We start from the raw sequence: 16572 nt of genomic DNA on the forward strand, positions 1-16572 counted from the left end.
TCCGATGATTTTTTACGGCACCAATCCGATCGCCTGGTCGAACGATGACGACCGTTCGCTCGGCGCTCATATCTCGCTCGACCAATGCCTGGATGAGACCGCGAAGATCGGCTTCGACGGCATTGAGAAAGGCCACAAGTTCCCCGAGGACGCCGCCGGCCTCAAGGCGGTGCTGGAGCCGCGCGGGCTGCGTTACGTCTCCGGCTGGCATTCGCTGAACCTGCTGACCCAATCCATCGAGGACGAGAAAAAGGCGATGCAGCCGGCGCTCGACCTGTTGAAGGCCATGGGCTGCAAGGTCATCATCGTCTGCGAAACCTCCAACGCCATCCATGGCAACGATGCCGTGGCGCTGAAGGACCGGCCGAAGCTCGATGAGGGCCGCTGGGCCGAGTTTGGGGCCGGCGTCGAGGCGCTGGCGGCGTTCGCGGCGGAGCAGGGCATCCAGCTCGTCTACCACCATCACATGGGCACCATCGTCGAAAGCGAGGATGAGATCGACCGGTTGATGCGCCATACCGGCCCGAAGGCGAAGCTGCTGCTCGATACCGGCCATTGCCTGTTCGGCGGCGGCGATCCGGAGCGGGTGGCGAAGAACCACATGGCGCGCGTCGGCCATATCCACGCCAAGAACGTCCGTCCGGCGATTGCCGAGCAGGTGGCGGCGGAGGGCCTGTCCTTCCTCGAAGGCGTGCGGCGCGGCGTCTTCACCGTGCCCGGCGATGCCGAGGGCGGCGTATCTTTCGAACCGGTGCTGACGGTCGCCGCCGAGCATGGCTATCAGGGCTGGCTGGTGATCGAGGCGGAGCAGGACCCGGTCGTGCGCAATCCCTTCGAGTATCAGAGTCTTGGCCTGACATCGCTGAAGGCATTTGCGCAATCGGCCGGCCTCGACAAGGGGGATCGCTGATGGCGAACCTCCTGCGCAAGCCGACGGGCACAAGCGGCAAAGTTCACGACATCACGCCGGAAAGCGCCGATTGGGGTTATGTCGGTTTTGGCCTCTACCGGTTGAAGGCCGGCGAACGCGCCACCGAGGCGACGGGAGAGACGGAAGTCATCATCGTGCTGGTCGAGGGCAAGGCTGAGATTGCGGCGGCGGGCCAGGACTTTGGTTTGCTCGGCGACCGCATGAACGTGTTCGAACGCAAGGCGCCGCATTGCGTCTATGTGCCGGCAGGCGCCGACTGGTCGGCGGTCGCCGCCACGGATTGCACGCTGGCCGTCTGCACCGCGCCGGCAAAACCCGGCCGCGAGGCGCAGGTGATCGGCCCGGCCGGGCTGAACCTGGTTGAACGCGGCAAGGGCGCCAACACGCGCTACATCTTCCCGATCGCCATGGAGGAGCGCGATGTCGCCGACTCGCTCTTGGTGACGGAGGTGTTCACGCCTTCCGGCAACTGGTCTTCCTATCCGCCGCACCGGCATGACGAGGACAATTTTCCGGATATGACCTATCTGGAGGAAACCTATTACCACCGGCTGAACCCGGCGCAGGGTTTCGGTTTCCAGCGGGTGTTCACCGAGGACGGGTCGCTGGATGAAACGATGGCGGTCTCGGATGGCGACGTGGTGCTGGTACCGAAGGGGCATCACCCCTGCGGCGCGCCGTATGGCTACGAGATGTATTATCTCAACGTCATGGCCGGGCCACTGCGCAAGTGGCGCTTCAAGAACCATCCGGATCACGACTGGATTTTTCGGCGGGATAATCCTTGAGCCCTAACCTTCGCCCGCTTGCGGCAGGGTAGTCGTAAATGGAACGAGAGGGTGCCGTCTGCCCCTTCTGCCCAGCGGGGAGAAGGTCGCGGCAGCGGGATGAGGGGGCGCCACACGGCAAAACCTGTCCGTTTGGCCTCCCCCTCATCCGACCCTTCGGGCCACCTTCTCCCCCAGGGGAGAAGAGGAGGAGGCGTCGTCGCACCACAAGAAGGGTCCGTAGGACACAGGCGTACCATCCGATTTTCCAGAAAAACAATGACACGGAGGCATTTATGGCGGGTTTGGGCGTCGGGCTGATCGGCACCGGTTACATGGGCAAGTGCCACGCGCTCGCCTGGAATGCGGTGCGGCAGATTTTTGGTGATGTCGAGCGGCCGCGGCTGGTGCATCTGGCCGAAGCCAATGTCGACCTTGCCCGGGCAAGGGCCTCCGAATTCGGCTTCGACAAGGCGACGGGCAACTGGCGCGACCTGCTGACCGATCCGGATGTGCAGGTGATCTCCGTGACGACGCCGAACCAGTTCCACGCCGATATGGCGATTGCGGCGCTGCAGGCCGGCAAGCATATCTGGTGCGAAAAACCGATGGCGCCGGCGCTTGCCGATGCCGAACGCATGCTGGCTGCCGCCAAGGCGTCCGGCCGCGTGGCGATCATGGGGTACAACTATATCCAGAACCCGGTGATGCGGCGGATCAAACAGCTCATCGAAGCGGGCGCGATCGGCGACGTCAACCATGTCCGTGTCGAAATGGACGAGGATTTCATGGCCGATCCGCAGGCCCTGTTCTACTGGAAGAGCGAGGCGTCCTCCGGTTACGGCGCGCTCGACGATTTTGCCGTGCATCCGCTGTCGCTTTTGTGGTTCCTGTTCGGCCATGTCGAGGCCGTTATCGCCGACATGGTGAAACCCTATGCCGAGCGGCCATTGGCCGAAGGCGGCAGGCGCCCCGTGGAAAACCACGACATTGCCAGCGTGCTCATGCATCTGAACGGCGGCATTTCGGCGGTGCTGATGGCCAACCGCTCCGCCTGGGGCCGCAAGGGGCGCATCGCCCTGCAGATCTTCGGCTCGAAAGGCTCGATCCTGTTCGACCAGGAGCGGATGAACGAGTTCGAATTGTACCAGGCCTCCGGCGCGCGCGCCGAGCAGGGATATCGCAAGATCCTGTCGGCGCCGGTCCACAAGCCCTATGATCGCTTCATTCCCGCCCCTGGCCATGGCCTCGGCTTCAACGACCTGAAGATCATCGAATGCCGCGAGTTGCACCGGGCGATTGCCGGCGAGGAGTATTCCGCCATCGATTTCGTCCACGGATTGCAGATCGAGCGCAGCGTGCACGCCATGGCCCAGTCTTTTCGCGAGCAGCGATGGGTGTCGGTGCCGAAGGGTTGATCGCTCCGTCGCAGCCGTCCCATGGTCGCTGAAACAGATGATGGAACGTATATTCCATTTTTTCCAACAGGTGCAGTCTCTGGACGGCCGGTCATAAAACTGGCCGGAAAGCCCGTGTTTTCGGGGCGGAGTGACGTGAAAGCAATGTCACATCCGAATATTTCGGCCGAAGCCGCTGCAAAGGAGGTTGACGCTTTCATTAGAAAATGGAATAAACAATCCGAAAACTGAAAATTTCAGTTTGTTTATTCTGTTTTGGTCGAGGACTTGGGAGAAGCCCCGGCCGGATGAAGAAGGACCCTTCCGGAGGAGGAAGAGGTTCCGGTCAGTTTCGGTGCCACCGGACACCGTTTTGGAGGAGGAAATCATGAGAAAGTTTATTCTGAGCGCGGCTGCCGCCATGCTGATGTCCACCGCCGCCCATGCCGAAACCATCGGCGTGTCGATGGCGCAGTTCGACGACAACTTCCTGACCGTCCTGCGCAACGGCATGCAGGATTACGCCAAGACGCTCAATGGCGTCGAACTGCAGGTCGAGGATGCGCAGAACGACGTAGCCAAGCAGCAGAGCCAGATTCAGAACTTCATCGCATCCGGCGTCACCGCCATCATCGTCAATCCGGTCGATACGGATGCGACGGTGGCGATGTCGAAGATCGCCGCCGATGCCGGCATCCCGCTCGTCTATGTCAACCGCGAGCCGGTCAACGTCGACAGCCTGCCGGAGAAGCAGGCTTTTGTTGCCTCCAACGAAGTGGATTCCGGCACGCTGGAAGCCAAGGAAGTCTGCCGTCTTCTCGGCGGCAAGGGCAAGGCCGTTGTCATGATGGGCGAACTGTCGAACCAGGCCGCCCGCATGCGCACCAAGGACGTGCATGATGTCGTGGCGACCGAAGAATGCAAGGGCATCCAGATCGTCGAAGAGCAGACGGCCAACTGGTCGCGCACCCAGGGCGCCGACCTGATGACCAACTGGCTCTCCAGCGGCATTGAATTCGACGCCGTCATCTCCAACAACGACGAAATGGCGATCGGCGCCATCCAGGCGCTGAAGGCAGCTGGCCGTTCGATGGACAGCGTTGTCGTCGCCGGCGTCGATGCGACGCAGGACGCGCTCGCTGCCATGCAGGCCGGCGATCTCGACGTCACCGTCTTCCAGGATGCCGCCGGCCAGGGCAAGGGCGCGCTTGATGCGGCCCTGAAGATTGCCAAGGGCGAAGCGGTCGAGAAGAAGGTCTATATCCCCTTCCAGCTCGTCACGCCGGAAAACGTCAAGGATTTCGTCGCCAAGAACTGAGGCGGCCGTTGACATGAGGAATGCGGGCGATGCCCGCATTCCACCTATATCAAGTCAGTATCGGGAGGAGATGGAGATGGCTGTCAGCCCATCGACGATGGCTGCCGTTCGCCAGAGCGGCGCAATCCCCAATGCCGAATTCCTGCTGGCGGCCGAAGGTGTCCGCAAGGAATTTCCCGGCGTCGTCGCCCTCGATGATGTTTCCTTCCGCCTGAAACGCGGCACCGTGCATGCGCTGATGGGTGAAAACGGTGCCGGCAAGTCGACGCTGATGAAGATCCTCGCCGGCATCTACAGGCCCGACAGCGGCGAGGTCCGCCTGAAGGGCGTCGGCATCCGGCTGCAATCGCCCCTCGACGCGCTGGAAAACGGCATCGCCATGATCCATCAGGAACTGAACCTGATGCCGTTCATGACGGTGGCCGAAAACATATGGATTCGTCGCGAACCGAAAAACCGTTTCGGCTTCGTCGATCACGGCGCCATGCGGCGGATGACGCAGGACCTGCTCGACCGGCTGAACATCGCCATCGATCCGGAGATCGAGGTACGGCACCTTTCGGTCGCCAGCCGCCAGATGGTCGAGATCGCCAAGGCGGTGTCCTACAATTCCGACGTGCTGATCATGGATGAGCCGACCTCGGCGCTGACGGAAAAGGAGGTCGCCCACCTCTTTACCATCATCCGCGACCTGCGTGCCCAGGGCATCGGCATCGTCTACATCACCCATAAGATGAACGAGCTGTTCGAGATCGCCGACGAGTTTTCCGTCTTTCGCGACGGCCGCTACATCGGCACGCATGCCTCCTCCGAGGTCACCCGCGACGACATCATCCGCATGATGGTCGGGCGCGAGATCACCCAGATGTTTCCGAAGGAGGAGGTGCCGATCGGTGAGGTGGTGCTGTCGGTCAAGGGCCTGACGCTCAACGGTGTTTTCCGCGATGTTTCCTTCGATGTGCGCGCCGGCGAAATCCTCGGTGTTGCCGGGCTGGTCGGCTCCGGCCGGTCGAATGTGGCCGAGACGCTGTTTGGCGTCACGCCCGCCTCGTCGGGCACGATCGAATTGTTCGGCAAGCCTGTGGACATCACCTCGCCGACGGTGGCGATCCAGAACCGCATGGCCTTTCTCACCGAGGACCGCAAGGACACCGGCTGCCTGCTGATCCTCAACGTGCTCGAAAACATGCAGATCGCCGTTTTGCAGGACCGCTTCGTCAAGGCCGGTTTCGTGCAGGAAGGCGCGATCGAATCCACCTGCGAGGACATGGCCAGACGCTTGCGCGTCAAGACGCCCAACCTCGACGAGCGGGTGGAGAACCTCTCGGGCGGCAACCAGCAGAAGGTGCTGATCGGTCGCTGGCTGCTCACCGATCCGCGCATTCTCATTCTCGACGAACCGACGCGCGGCATCGATGTCGGCGCCAAAGCGGAAATCCACCGGCTGGTGACGGAGATGGCACGCAACGGCGTCGCCGTCATCATGATCTCGTCGGAGATGCCGGAAGTGCTCGGCATGAGCGACCGCATCATGGTGATGCATGAAGGCCGCGTCACCGGTTTCCTCAATCGCGACGAAGCAACGCAGATCAAAGTGATGGAACTGGCTGCGCAATAGACGCGCGCCGCCATCCGCCTCGAAGGGAGGGTCACATGAACACCAAGGCAGCAGAGGGTGCCGCCCCGCTTGCAACACGGCAACGCCGCCGCCGCGTGCCGCCGGAACTCAGCATCTTCCTGGTGCTGGTCGGCATCGCGCTGATCTATGAAATCCTCGGCTGGATCTTTGTCGGCCAGAGCTTTTTGATGAACAGCCAGCGCCTGACGATCATGATCCTGCAGGTCTCGGTCATCGGCATCATCGCCGTCGGCGTGACGCAGGTGATCATCACCGGCGGCATCGACTTGTCCTCCGGCTCGGTCGTCGGCATGACGGCGATGATCGCCGCCAGCCTCGCCCAGTCCTCCAGCTGGTCCCGGGCGCTCTATCCATCGCTCACCGACCTGCCGTTCTTCATCCCCATCGGCGTCGGCCTGCTGATCGGCCTGGCCGCCGGCTACATCAACGGCCAGCTGATCGCCAAGACCAAGATCCCGCCCTTCATCGCTACGCTCGGCATGATGGTTTCGGCCCGCGGTATTTCGAAGTGGTACACCAAGGGCCAGCCGGTCTCCGGCCTCACCGACCAGTTCAATTTCATCGGCACGGGCATCTGGCCGGTTATCGTTTTCCTCGTCGTAGCACTGATCTTCCACATCGCGCTGCGCTACACCCGCTACGGCAAGTTCACCTATGCCATTGGCGCCAACGTCCAGGCTGCCCGCGTCTCGGGCATCAACATCGAGGCGCATCTGATCAAGGTCTATGCCATTGCCGGGCTGCTGGCGGGGCTTGCCGGCGTCGTTACCGCCGCCCGGGCGCAGACGGCGCAAGCCGGCATGGGCGTGATGTACGAGCTGGATGCCATCGCCGCAGCCGTCATCGGCGGCACGTCCTTGACGGGCGGCATCGGCCGGATCACCGGCACGGTGATCGGCACCGTCATCCTTGGCGTCATGACCTCGGGTTTCACCTTCCTGCGTGTCGACGCCTATTACCAGGAGATCGTCAAGGGCCTGATCATCGTCGCCGCCGTGGTGATCGACGTCTACCGCCAGAAGAAGCGGACCAAGCACTGACTTCGGCCGGTGCGGTCCTCCTCCGGCCGCACCGGTTGATTTTCCCCTTTTTTAATTTTTCTCGGCACGACTGAGCCGGAGAAGGAAGGCCGATGACCCGCTTGCCCTTTGCTCTCAACCACATGGCCGCCCCCGGCCTGCCGCTCGACCGTTTCTTTGCCCTGGCGAAGGCGCTTGGCATCGACAGCGTCGAGATTCGCAACGACCTCGACGGCAATGCCATCCTCGACGGCACGCCGGCCGCGGAGGTGAAGGCGGCAGCACAGGCGCAAGGGTTGACGATCATCTCCATCAACGCGCTGCAGCGTTTCAACGAATGGAACGACACGCGTGCCGCCGAAGCGGAGGCGCTGGTCACCTATGCACGCGATTGCGGTGCCAAGGCGCTGGTGCTGGTGCCGGTCAACGATGGCAGCGGCCAGGCGGAGGGCGAGCGGCAGGCCAATTTACGCACCGCGCTCAAGGCCCTGCAGCCGATGCTGGCAAAGGCCGGCATCATCGGGCTGGTGGAGCCGCTCGGTTTTTCCATCTGCTCGTTGAGTTCCAAGCGCGAGGCCGAAGAGGCGATCCGCGAACTCGGGTTCACGGACACCTTCCGGCTGGTGCATGACACCTTTCACCACCATCTCGCCGGAGAGCCGGAGCTGTTTCCCGACCTGACGGGGCTGGTGCATATATCCGGCGTCAGCGATGTCGCGGTCTCCGTCGCCGATATGCGCGATCCGCACCGTGTGCTGGTCGATGCCAGTGACCGGCTGGACAATTGCGGCCAGATCCGCGCCCTGCGCGATTCAGGCTACATCGGACCGTTTTCTTTCGAGCCTTTCGCGCCTGACGTGCATGCCCTCAACGATCCCGCGGTCGCCTTGCAGGCCAGCATGGCGTTCATCGAAGCCAAGGTCTGATCGCTGCGGGCGGTGTCTACTCGCCCCAGCGCAACGCGGCGGTGTTGACCGGCGCATCCCACAGCGACAACTCGTCATCGGAGAGCAGGCACAGCGTCACCGACAGGCCGGACATGTCGAGCGAGGTCACGTAGGTGCCGACAAGTGACCTCCGGACAGCGATGCCGTGTGTCTCGACGATGCGGCGGGCGGCGTTGTAGGCGAGATAAAGTTCGGCTGGCGGCGTGGCGCCGAGGCCGTTGATCAGCAGCAGGCCATTCTTTCGGTTGTCTTTCGGCAGGTCGGCGACGATCGTTTCGCAGAGATGCCGGAGGATGTCGTCGGCCGGCCGGAAGGGCTCGCGTGTCTGGCCGGGTTCGCCGTGAATGCCGACGCCCATTTCCATCTCGTCCGGGCCAAGCGCAAAAGTCTTGCGCTGCGTCTGCGGCACGGTGACGCCGGTGAGGGCGACCCCCATGGTGCGGATGCGCGGTGCGAGATCGTCGCCGAGCGCCTTGAGGGTTTCGAGTGGCGCGCCGCGTTCCGCGGCCGCACCGAGGATCTTTTCGACGATGACGGCGCCGGCGACGCCGCGGCGTCCCTGGCTGCGCGGCAAGCCGGCCGCCTCGACATCGTCGCCGATCAGCACGGTCTCTATCTTATGGCGGTCGGCGGCCATTTCGGCAGCCATTTCGAAATTCATCACATCGCCGTCGTAATTCTTGACGATCAGCAGGCAGCCGGCGCCGGTATCGGTCGCCTCGATGGCGCGGACGATCTGGTCGGGCGTTGGCGATGTGAAGACATGCCCCTGGCAAGCGGCATCCAGCATGCCGCGGCCGACGAAACCGACATGCAACGGTTCGTGCCCGGAGCCGCCGCCGGAAACCAGAGCCACCTTGCCGGCCTTGATGTCGCGGCGGCGGACGAACTTGCGGTCGCTGTCGAACACGACGATATCCTCATGGGCGGCAACGAAGCCTGCGAGGCTTTCCGCGACCATGGTCTCCGCCGTGTTGATGAATTTCTTCATCTTGCCCCTCCCAAGGCATCGATCGTCTTGAGCATCTCCGGAGGCGCGACCCTGTTCCGCGCCTTAACCAGGGTCGTTGCCTGCATGCATCATTTCAGCGCTGCGTCACGTGCCTCAATCATTTTCCTGCGTCATCGCCACGATCTTTTGAACGAGATCGGCGATGGCTTCCTCCAGCAGCCTGTTCTTCCTGTCGTCACCCAGATCCGGGACCATCAGCGACAGGTGCCTCAGCTTTTCGGCATTGCCGAGATCCGGTAGCTTGCCGGGATGGGCGGCCTGGTAGGCGTCGAGGAAACGGTCCTGTTCCGCCGGGCTGAAATGGCAGACCCGAAAGATCGTCGCCAGATGCCGGGCCGGCAGCGGCGTCGAATAGGTCGGGCTGGTGACCTGCGTCACGAAACTGCGATGCTTGCCCAGCGCGGTCGCCAGCCGCTGCCGGGTGCCGGACGGCCGGTTGTCGATGATCTGCGCCAGCACGGTCTTGTAGGCGATGATGGCGTCTTCGGGGTTTTCGCGCGCCATCTTATACTCCTGCTGCCGTCGTTTCATCGGCGTTGCGGCCGATGAGCGCCGATCTTAGCCCGGCGAGCGCCGGCGGCGCCACGGAAAAATGCCGGATACCGGCGGCGAGCAGGCCCGGCAGGTTCTCCGGTTCGGCGGCCAGGTCGCCGCAGACGGCAAGCGGTTTGCCCATCGCCGCCGCCAGATCGGCCGTCTGCTGGGCCAGGCGCAGGATGGCCGGTGTGGCGCGCTTGTAATAGGATGCGGCGGCGGCATCGTCGCGAGAGGCGGCGCTCAGATATTGCGCCAGGTCGTTGGTGCCGATCGAGAAAAACGCCGCGGCGCCGAAGGCATCGAGCATCAGGGCGGCGGCAGGCACCTCTACCATGATGCCGACGGGGGCAAGCCGATGCGGGATCCTGCGGCTTGCCAGCGACGCCGCCTCCTCACCGAGGATCGCCTGCATCGCTTCCAGTTCGTCCGGATAGGTCACCATCGGCAAGAGGACACGCAGATCGCCGAAGGGCGCGGCGCGCAGTAGGGCGCGGGCCTGGACGCGAGCAAGTTCGGGCCGGGACAGCAGCAGGCGAATGCCACGCAGGTGTGGCGAGGTGCAGGCTTCGGAAGCGAGGCCGCGCAGGGGCTTGTCGCCGCCGAGGTCGAGCATGCGGATCGTCACCGGCCGGCCGGCGGCCCAATCGAGCACATGGCGATAGACGGCAAGCTGCCGCTCCTCGTCGGCGATCTCCGCAAGCGAGGAAAAGGCGAATTCCGAACGCATCAGGCCGATGCCGGCAATCCCGGTCGGGGGCAGCGCCGCAATCTCCTGGATAGTGTTGAGATTGATCGACAGCGTGATGCCGGCTTGCTCCCCCTTCGCCCCGGCGGGGAGAAGGTGGCTCGCAGCGCGGGATGAGGGGGCCTCTTGCTCCGCGTTTGTCGAGAGGTCGCCCCCCTCATCGCCTCGCATGCGCTCGGCACTTCTCCCCGCGGGGGAGAAGAGGGAGGTCGCGGCAGGCGTTTGCGCTTCATTGCTTACGAAGCCATGGTCGTCGAAGCCCCCGGCTTGCTCCCCCTTCGCCCCAGCGGGGAGAAGGTGGCGCGCAGCGCCGGATGAGGGGGTCTCTTGCTCTGCGTTTGCCGAGAGGTCGCCCCCCTCATCGCCTCGCATGCGTTCGGCACTTCTCCCCGCTGGAGAGAAGTGGGAGCTTGTGGCAGGTGTTTGCGCCCCATCGATATCAGCCGGCCCGAGACGGATGGTGCCGGTCCCGCCATCGGCCAGCACGTCCTCGCCGTCTGCGATGGCGAAAGGCCCGCTGGCGACCACCATGGGCACGGACCGGGAGCGCGCCAGCATGGCGACGTGGCTTGCGGCGCTGCCGGCAAACAGCGCGATGCCGCCACCCTGCGACCAGTCGTGGGCGAGGAAGCGGCTCGGTTCGATGTCGTGGCCGATAAAAACCGCCCCCTTGGGGAAATCCGCGAAAACCTCGCCGGCCAAAACACCCAGCACGCGGCTCTTGATGTCGATCACGTCGATGGCGCGGGCGCGGATCTGTTCATCCTCCGCCGCTTCCAGCTCGGCGACATAGGGATCGAGCACGCCGATCCAGGCAAAGGCGGCGCTTTCGCCGGCGGCCAGCCGTTGGGCGACGCGTTCGGTGATGGTTGGGTCTTCGAGCACTTCGATCTGGAAATCGAGCAGCGCAGCGCTGTCGGCATCCGTCGCTGCTGCGAGTGTCCGCAGGTCCATGGCGGCGCGTGTCACGGCGTTTTCGAGGGCGGCTACTTCGCTGCCGCCGGCCGTTTCGCCTGTTGTTGCCGGCCCGGCCGCCGGCTTTGCCAGGAAAGCGGGGCCGCGGGCGATGCCGGGCGAGGCGCCGGTGCCGCGGATCTCACGCAAGGCGGCCATGCTTCTTGTCCTCGTCGAAATTGCGCTCGACGAGGCCTTTCAGGGCGGCGATCGCCTCTTCGGCCCGGATGCCCTCGGCGCGGATACGCAAGAGCGAACCCTTGCGGATGCGGGCGCCCATGATCTTGATGATGCTCTTGCCGTTCAGCCAGATGTCGCTGCCATCGACGTCGATCTCGATGGTGCAGGGAAAGGATTTCGCCAGGCGGGTGAAGGTCACGGAGGGGCGGGCATGCAGGCCCACGCCATGGGTGATCTCAACCTCCGTCTGGCATCTGGCAAACACGGAACCGGCCTCCTGCCTTTCTGCTTGCGGGTCGCTCATCAGGGCGACAATTCCTCGGCTGTGGCGACGACGCGGGCAAGGGGTGCGCCGCCGGAAGCTTCCGCCGCGGCGACGACCGCGCCTTCCACCAGCGGCGCGTTGCAGATCGTCACCCGGTCCGAACGCGGCTGGCCGAGCATTTCGATCGCCATTTCGCTGTTGGTCTCGGCGCCGCCGAGATCGACGAAGACAGCGACGCCTTCATCCGACCAGGCCCGCTCGATCGCCTTGAGGATGCCGCCGGCATCGGTGCCGAGCCCGCCCTCGACATTGCCGCCCGACCAGGCGAGCGGCACGCAATCGCCGACCATCTGCCGCACCATGTCGGCGGTGCCCTGCGCCACCAGCGGCGAGTGCGAGACGATGACGATGCCCACATTGGCGGCCTTGGCATTCATGCCGGACGGTACTCCCCGAGATAACGGCAGATCGCCGTGGTCAAAAGCGCGCAACTGGAAGCGCCCGGATCGACATGGCCGATCGAACGATCCCCGAGATAGGCCGCCCGGCCGCGCATGGCCCGCATCGGTGCGGTGTCGTGTGCGGAATGCTCGGCCCGTTCGGCAATCTCTGTAAGCGCCGAACGACCCGCCAGAGCGGCGTGCACGGGATAGAGCACATCGAGCAGGGTCTTGTCACCCGCCTTGGCGCGGCCGCGGCGGGCCACCGCGTCGATTGCACGCTCCAGGACAGGGGCGAAGGCGGCGGCATCGCCTCCCGTGCGCAATTGCCGGCCGAGTTCGATCAGAAGCGTGCCGTAGAGCGGGCCGGCGGCGCCGCCGATGTTCATCACCAGCAGCATGCCGATCCGCTCCAGCGCGTCGGGCAGGGGAAGATCGGCCAAGGCGTGGCCATCAGCGCTGACGGCCTCGCAGCCACGGCGCATGTTGGTGCCGTGGTCGCCGTCGCCGATGGCGCTGTCGAGTTCGCAGAGATGATCGGCATGGGCGGCGATTGCCGCGCGGCATGCCTCGATCAGTCCCGATATCATGCTGCGATCCGCCTGCACCCTCTCCTCCATTCCCGATCGGTTACAGCCCGGCGGCCACCTCGAAGACGCCGGCAACCGCGACCGCGCCGGGATCGGCGACGCCGGCAAGATCTCGCTCCCCGACATAGGAGGCGCGGCCGGCGCGGGCCTTGGTCATCGTTTTGGTCGATTCGGCACCGGCAGCCGCCGCGTGGGCAGCGGCCGAAACGCCCTGTGCCGCCAGCGCGTTCAGCGCCGGTTCCAATGCATCGACCATGGTACGGTCGCCGATCCTGGCGCCGCCGTAGAAGGTCATGCGGTCCAGGCCGGCGAGCAGGGCGGCGGGGATATCCGCCTTTTCCGCCAAGGCCTTGGAAGCGGCGGTGAAGAAGATCGACAGGAGCACGCCGCTCGATCCGCCCATGCTGGTGCTCAGGGTCTCGCCGATGACGGCCAGCGTCGCCGCCCGGTTCTGGAGTGGCAATTGATCGAGCTTGGCCAGGATGCTGCGGGCACCGGTTGCCGCCGTCGAGCCGGTATCGCCGTCGCCGACGCGGCCGTCGAGGCGGTTGAGTTCGGCCTCCTGCGAAATGAGGTGGTTGCAGATGGCGGTGATCAGGGCGCGGGCGGCGGCATCGTCGCTTGCGGCCGCAGCGTTACCGGCCGAACCTGCCTTCGGTGCCGGAACGATGGCGATGGCGTTCTTCTTGACGGCAGGCACCCAGGCGTGTGGACCGACCGGCGCGGTCAAGGCGGCTTCGCGCTCGGCATCGAGGCGGATCAGCGACAGCGAGAAACCGTTCATGTTGAGCGCCGTCATCATTGCTGCCGGGCCGACGATCAGCTTTACCCGCGACGCCAATGGCGAGGCGAGCGTGGCATGAGCGATGACGCCCATTTCCAGCGGCGGGACGGCGCCGAGATTGTTGATCAGCAGCGCATAATCGCCCTCCGCCTTCAACGCCGCGGCAAGGCGCTCGCTCATGGTGGCGACGAGGTCGAGCACCGGCTGCAGGGCGATGCGCTCGACGCCGGGTTCGCCGTGGATGCCGAGGCCGAGTTCGCCTTCTTCCGGCCCGAGCCGGTCTTCATGGGCCTGGCCGGGGATCGAGCAGGAGGAGAGCGACATGCCGAGCGAAACGATGTCGGCGGCGGCAGCGGTTGCCGCAGCGGCAACCGTCTTCAGGTCCTTGCCTTCATCGGCCAGATGGCCGGCGATCTTGTGGACGAACAGCGTGCCGGCGACGCCGCGCGGCTGGTTGATGTCGGGCAAAGCAATGTCGTCGGCGACGATGACCATCTCGACGTCGAACCCCTCGGCGCGGGCCTTTTCCGCCGCCAGGCCGAAGTTCAGCCGGTCGCCGGTGTAATTCTTCACCACCAGCAGGCATCCGGGTGTGCCGGTGACAGCGCGGATCGCCGTCAGCACGGCATCGACGCTCGGCGAGGCGAAGATCTCGCCGGAGACGGCGGCCGTCAGCATGCCCTTACCGACAAACCCGGCATGCGAGGGTTCATGGCCGGCGCCACCGCCGGAAATCACCGCTACCTTCGACTTGTCCCAATCCGCGCGCACGATCACCTTGATCTCGGGATAGGTGTCGAGCCGGGCAAGCCGTCCTGCGGCGCTGGTCAGCAGCAAACCGTCCAGCGCCTCGGTGACGATTGTTTCCCGGCGGTTGTAGAAGTGTTTCATAAGGTCAGGTCCCGTCTGTTGTTGTTTTGTCGCGGCTAACTCACTCCGATAGGCGGTGTCAGGTCAAGCGATATCCGCCGGCATCGAAGTAGAGCGGATCGCGCAGCGTCAGGCTGATCCTGTCGCCCGGCTTGATGGATAGATAAGGATCGGCCAGCGTCACCAGCTTGTGGTCGCGCACCTTGATATGCAGGTGGTTCTGGTCGCCGAGATGTTCGATCCAGTCGATCTCGGCATTCGCCTCGCCGCCCTGGCCGATCTCCAGATGTTCGGTGCGGGCGCCGATGGTGCGCGTGCCGGCCGGCGGCTGGCCGCCGGGCAGCAGCCCTTCCGGCAAAAGGTTGATGTGCGGCTGGCCGAGGCGGGCGGCGACATGCAGGTTGGCAGGGTTGCCGTAGATGTCGCGCGGTGTGCCGACCTGCAGCAGGCGGCCTTCGGAAAAGATGCCGATGCGGTCGGCCATGGTCATCGCTTCCACCTGGTCGTGGGTGACGTAGAGCAGCGTCGAGCCCAGCTCCTTCTGGATGCGCTTGAGTTCCAGGCGCAGCTCGCCGCGCAGCTTCGCGTCGAGCGAGGACAGCGGCTCGTCCATCAGGTAGATCGACGGGCGACGCACCAGGGCACGGCCGATGGCGACGCGCTGCATTTCGCCGCCGGACAGCCGGGTCGAGCGGTTCTCCAGCTTGTGGTCGATGCGCACCATTTTCGCGATGTCGCGCACGCGGCGGTCGATTTCCTCAGCCGAGAGCTTTCGCACCGGCGCCTTCAGGGGAAAGGCGAGGTTTTCATAGACCGTCATGTGCGGATAGAGCGAATATTGCTGGAAGACGAAGGCGACGTCACGGCCGGCCGGCGCTTCGCCTGCGACATCGCGGCCGGCGATGCGGATCTGGCCGCTGTCCGGCCGTTCCAGCCCGGCGATCAGCCGCAGCGTCGTCGTCTTGCCGGCGCCGGTGGGGCCGAGCAGCACGACGAATTCGCCGTCGGCGATCGAGAGATTGAGGTCGCTCACCGCTTGTGTGTCGCCGAAACTCTTGTTGAGGCCTTTCAGGGTGACGTCAGCCATGCCGGGCCTCCGAATAGAGCGAGGAGGGAACGGCGAGGCCCGACTTGCAATCGAACAGCGCCAGCTTTTCCGGGTTGAATTCAAGGCCGACCGGCTCGCCGATGGCAAAATTGCGGTTGGCCGGCACGCGCGCTCTGACGAGGCCGGAGACGGTCTCGACGGCGACGATCTGGTTGGTGCCGAGATATTCGCTGCCGTAGACGGCGCCGCGCACCGGCGAGGCATCGCTGAAGCGGATATGCTCCGGCCGCACGCCGAGCGCCAGCTCGCCCTCGGCGAGATCCTGGTGCACCTCGGGCACGGCGACCTCGACGCCGCCCATGGAGACCGAACGCGCGCCTTTCTGCAGGCTGGACGTGAAGCGCATGAAATTCATCGGCGGCGACCCGATGAAATCGGCGACATACATGGTGGCCGGGCGGCTGTAGATTTCCTGCGGCGTGCCGAACTGCTCGATGACGCCGTGGTTCATCACGGCGATCTTGTCGGCCATTGCCATCGCCTCGTGCTGGTCGTGGGTGACGTAGACGGTGGTGGCGTGGATGCGGTTGTGCAGCTCGCGCAACTCATGCACCATCACTTCGCGGAATTCCGCGTCCAGCGTGCCGAGCGGTTCGTCCATCAGGAAACATTTCGGGCGGCGGACGATGGCGCGGCCGAGCGCAACGCGCTGCCTGTCGCCGCCGGCAAGCCCGGAAATCGGCCGGTCGAGGATATGGCCGATCTGCAGCAGCTTTGCCGTTTCCTCGACGCGCCGGCGGATTTCCGCCTTCGGCACGCCCTGCGACAACAGCGGAAAACCGATGTTCTTGCGCGCATTCATATGCGGGTAAAGCGCGAACAGCTGGAAGACGAAGGCGATGTCGCGGGCGCTGGCGCGATTGAAGGTGACGTCTTCGCCGCCGAGATGGATCTTGCCGCTGGTCGGCAGCTCCAGCCCGGCGATCATCCGCAGCGTCGTCGTTTTGCCGCAGCCCGACGGCCCGAGCAGCGCCAGGAACTCGCCGTCCTCGACGGTAAAGCTCGAATCCTGGACGGCGACGAAGCTGCCGAATTGCTTGCGCAGGTTTTCGATCCTGATTTCGGCCAT

General features: G+C 64.7%; 17 protein-coding genes. 8 read left to right on the forward strand and 9 right to left on the reverse strand.

Annotation, left to right across the window (positions count from 1 at the left end):
- The first annotated feature begins 4 nt into the window (after positions 1 to 4).
- The 8 genes from iolE (at position 5) to ACSQ3I_RS11425 (ending at position 7997) form a co-directional block, all read left to right on the forward strand.
- Positions 5 to 910, forward strand: coding sequence for a myo-inosose-2 dehydratase (gene iolE, locus ACSQ3I_RS11390; protein ID WP_435998893.1), 906 nt, complete (start codon positions 5 to 7; stop codon positions 908 to 910).
- A complete protein-coding gene (iolB, locus tag ACSQ3I_RS11395) occupies positions 910 to 1719 on the forward strand; it encodes a 5-deoxy-glucuronate isomerase (RefSeq protein WP_435998894.1) in 810 nt (269 codons plus the stop codon). Before iolE ends, iolB begins: the two co-directional genes overlap by 1 nt.
- Positions 1720 to 1994: 275 nt before the next feature.
- Positions 1995 to 3116: a Gfo/Idh/MocA family protein gene (locus ACSQ3I_RS11400; protein ID WP_435998896.1), complete on the forward strand. Its 1122-nt coding sequence runs from the start codon at positions 1995 to 1997 to the stop codon at positions 3114 to 3116.
- Between the two features lie 21 nt (positions 3117 to 3137).
- A complete protein-coding gene (locus ACSQ3I_RS11405; RefSeq protein ID WP_435998897.1) occupies positions 3138 to 3347 on the forward strand; it encodes a hypothetical protein in 210 nt (69 codons plus the stop codon).
- Positions 3348 to 3483: 136 nt separating this feature from the next.
- On the forward strand, positions 3484 to 4413 hold the full coding sequence (locus ACSQ3I_RS11410) for a sugar ABC transporter substrate-binding protein (protein WP_435998899.1): 930 nt from the start codon (positions 3484 to 3486) through the stop codon (positions 4411 to 4413).
- Positions 4414 to 4489: 76 nt separating this feature from the next.
- Positions 4490 to 6031: a sugar ABC transporter ATP-binding protein gene (locus ACSQ3I_RS11415; protein WP_435998901.1), complete on the forward strand. Its 1542-nt coding sequence runs from the start codon at positions 4490 to 4492 to the stop codon at positions 6029 to 6031.
- 35 nt (positions 6032 to 6066) lie between these two features.
- Entirely contained in the window at positions 6067 to 7092 is a 1026-nt protein-coding gene (locus ACSQ3I_RS11420; protein WP_435998903.1) for an ABC transporter permease, read from the forward strand.
- 92 nt (positions 7093 to 7184) lie between these two features.
- Positions 7185 to 7997 carry a TIM barrel protein gene (locus ACSQ3I_RS11425; RefSeq protein ID WP_435998905.1) on the forward strand — a complete coding sequence of 271 codons (813 nt, stop codon included), beginning with the start codon at positions 7185 to 7187 and terminating at the stop codon, positions 7995 to 7997.
- Between the two features lie 16 nt (positions 7998 to 8013).
- Here the strand turns inward: ACSQ3I_RS11425 and dhaK are convergent, their stop codons facing one another.
- From dhaK to ACSQ3I_RS11470, 9 genes are all read right to left on the reverse strand, one after another.
- On the reverse strand, positions 8014 to 9009 hold the full coding sequence (gene dhaK, locus ACSQ3I_RS11430; RefSeq protein ID WP_435998906.1) for a dihydroxyacetone kinase subunit DhaK: 996 nt from the start codon (positions 9007 to 9009) through the stop codon (positions 8014 to 8016).
- A gap of 114 nt (positions 9010 to 9123) precedes the next feature.
- Entirely contained in the window at positions 9124 to 9534 is a 411-nt protein-coding gene (locus tag ACSQ3I_RS11435; protein ID WP_435998908.1) for a hypothetical protein, read from the reverse strand.
- Position 9535: 1 nt separating this feature from the next.
- Positions 9536 to 11425, reverse strand: coding sequence for a putative PEP-binding protein (locus ACSQ3I_RS11440; protein ID WP_435998909.1), 1890 nt, complete (start codon positions 11423 to 11425; stop codon positions 9536 to 9538).
- Complete coding sequence (locus ACSQ3I_RS11445; protein ID WP_435998910.1) at positions 11409 to 11750, reverse strand: HPr family phosphocarrier protein; 342 nt, start codon at positions 11748 to 11750, stop codon at positions 11409 to 11411. Before ACSQ3I_RS11445 ends, ACSQ3I_RS11440 begins: the two co-directional genes overlap by 17 nt.
- Positions 11750 to 12148: a dihydroxyacetone kinase phosphoryl donor subunit DhaM gene (gene dhaM, locus ACSQ3I_RS11450; protein ID WP_435998912.1), complete on the reverse strand. Its 399-nt coding sequence runs from the start codon at positions 12146 to 12148 to the stop codon at positions 11750 to 11752. The genes ACSQ3I_RS11445 and dhaM overlap by 1 nt, the downstream gene beginning before the upstream one ends.
- Entirely contained in the window at positions 12145 to 12741 is a 597-nt protein-coding gene (gene dhaL / locus ACSQ3I_RS11455) for a dihydroxyacetone kinase subunit DhaL (RefSeq protein ID WP_435998913.1), read from the reverse strand. Before dhaL ends, dhaM begins: the two co-directional genes overlap by 4 nt.
- A gap of 40 nt (positions 12742 to 12781) precedes the next feature.
- On the reverse strand, positions 12782 to 14416 hold the full coding sequence (locus tag ACSQ3I_RS11460; protein WP_435998915.1) for a dihydroxyacetone kinase subunit DhaK: 1635 nt from the start codon (positions 14414 to 14416) through the stop codon (positions 12782 to 12784).
- Positions 14417 to 14474: 58 nt separating this feature from the next.
- The gene (locus ACSQ3I_RS11465; RefSeq protein ID WP_435998917.1) at positions 14475 to 15482 is read right to left on the reverse strand and encodes an ABC transporter ATP-binding protein; all 1008 of its coding nucleotides are present in this window, start codon (positions 15480 to 15482) and stop codon (positions 14475 to 14477) included.
- Entirely contained in the window at positions 15475 to 16572 is a 1098-nt protein-coding gene (locus ACSQ3I_RS11470) for an ABC transporter ATP-binding protein (protein WP_435998919.1), read from the reverse strand. The genes ACSQ3I_RS11465 and ACSQ3I_RS11470 overlap by 8 nt, the downstream gene beginning before the upstream one ends.

Source organism: Rhizobium sp. LjRoot30 (assembly GCF_964253915.1).
GTDB lineage: Bacteria > Pseudomonadota > Alphaproteobacteria > Rhizobiales > Rhizobiaceae > Metarhizobium.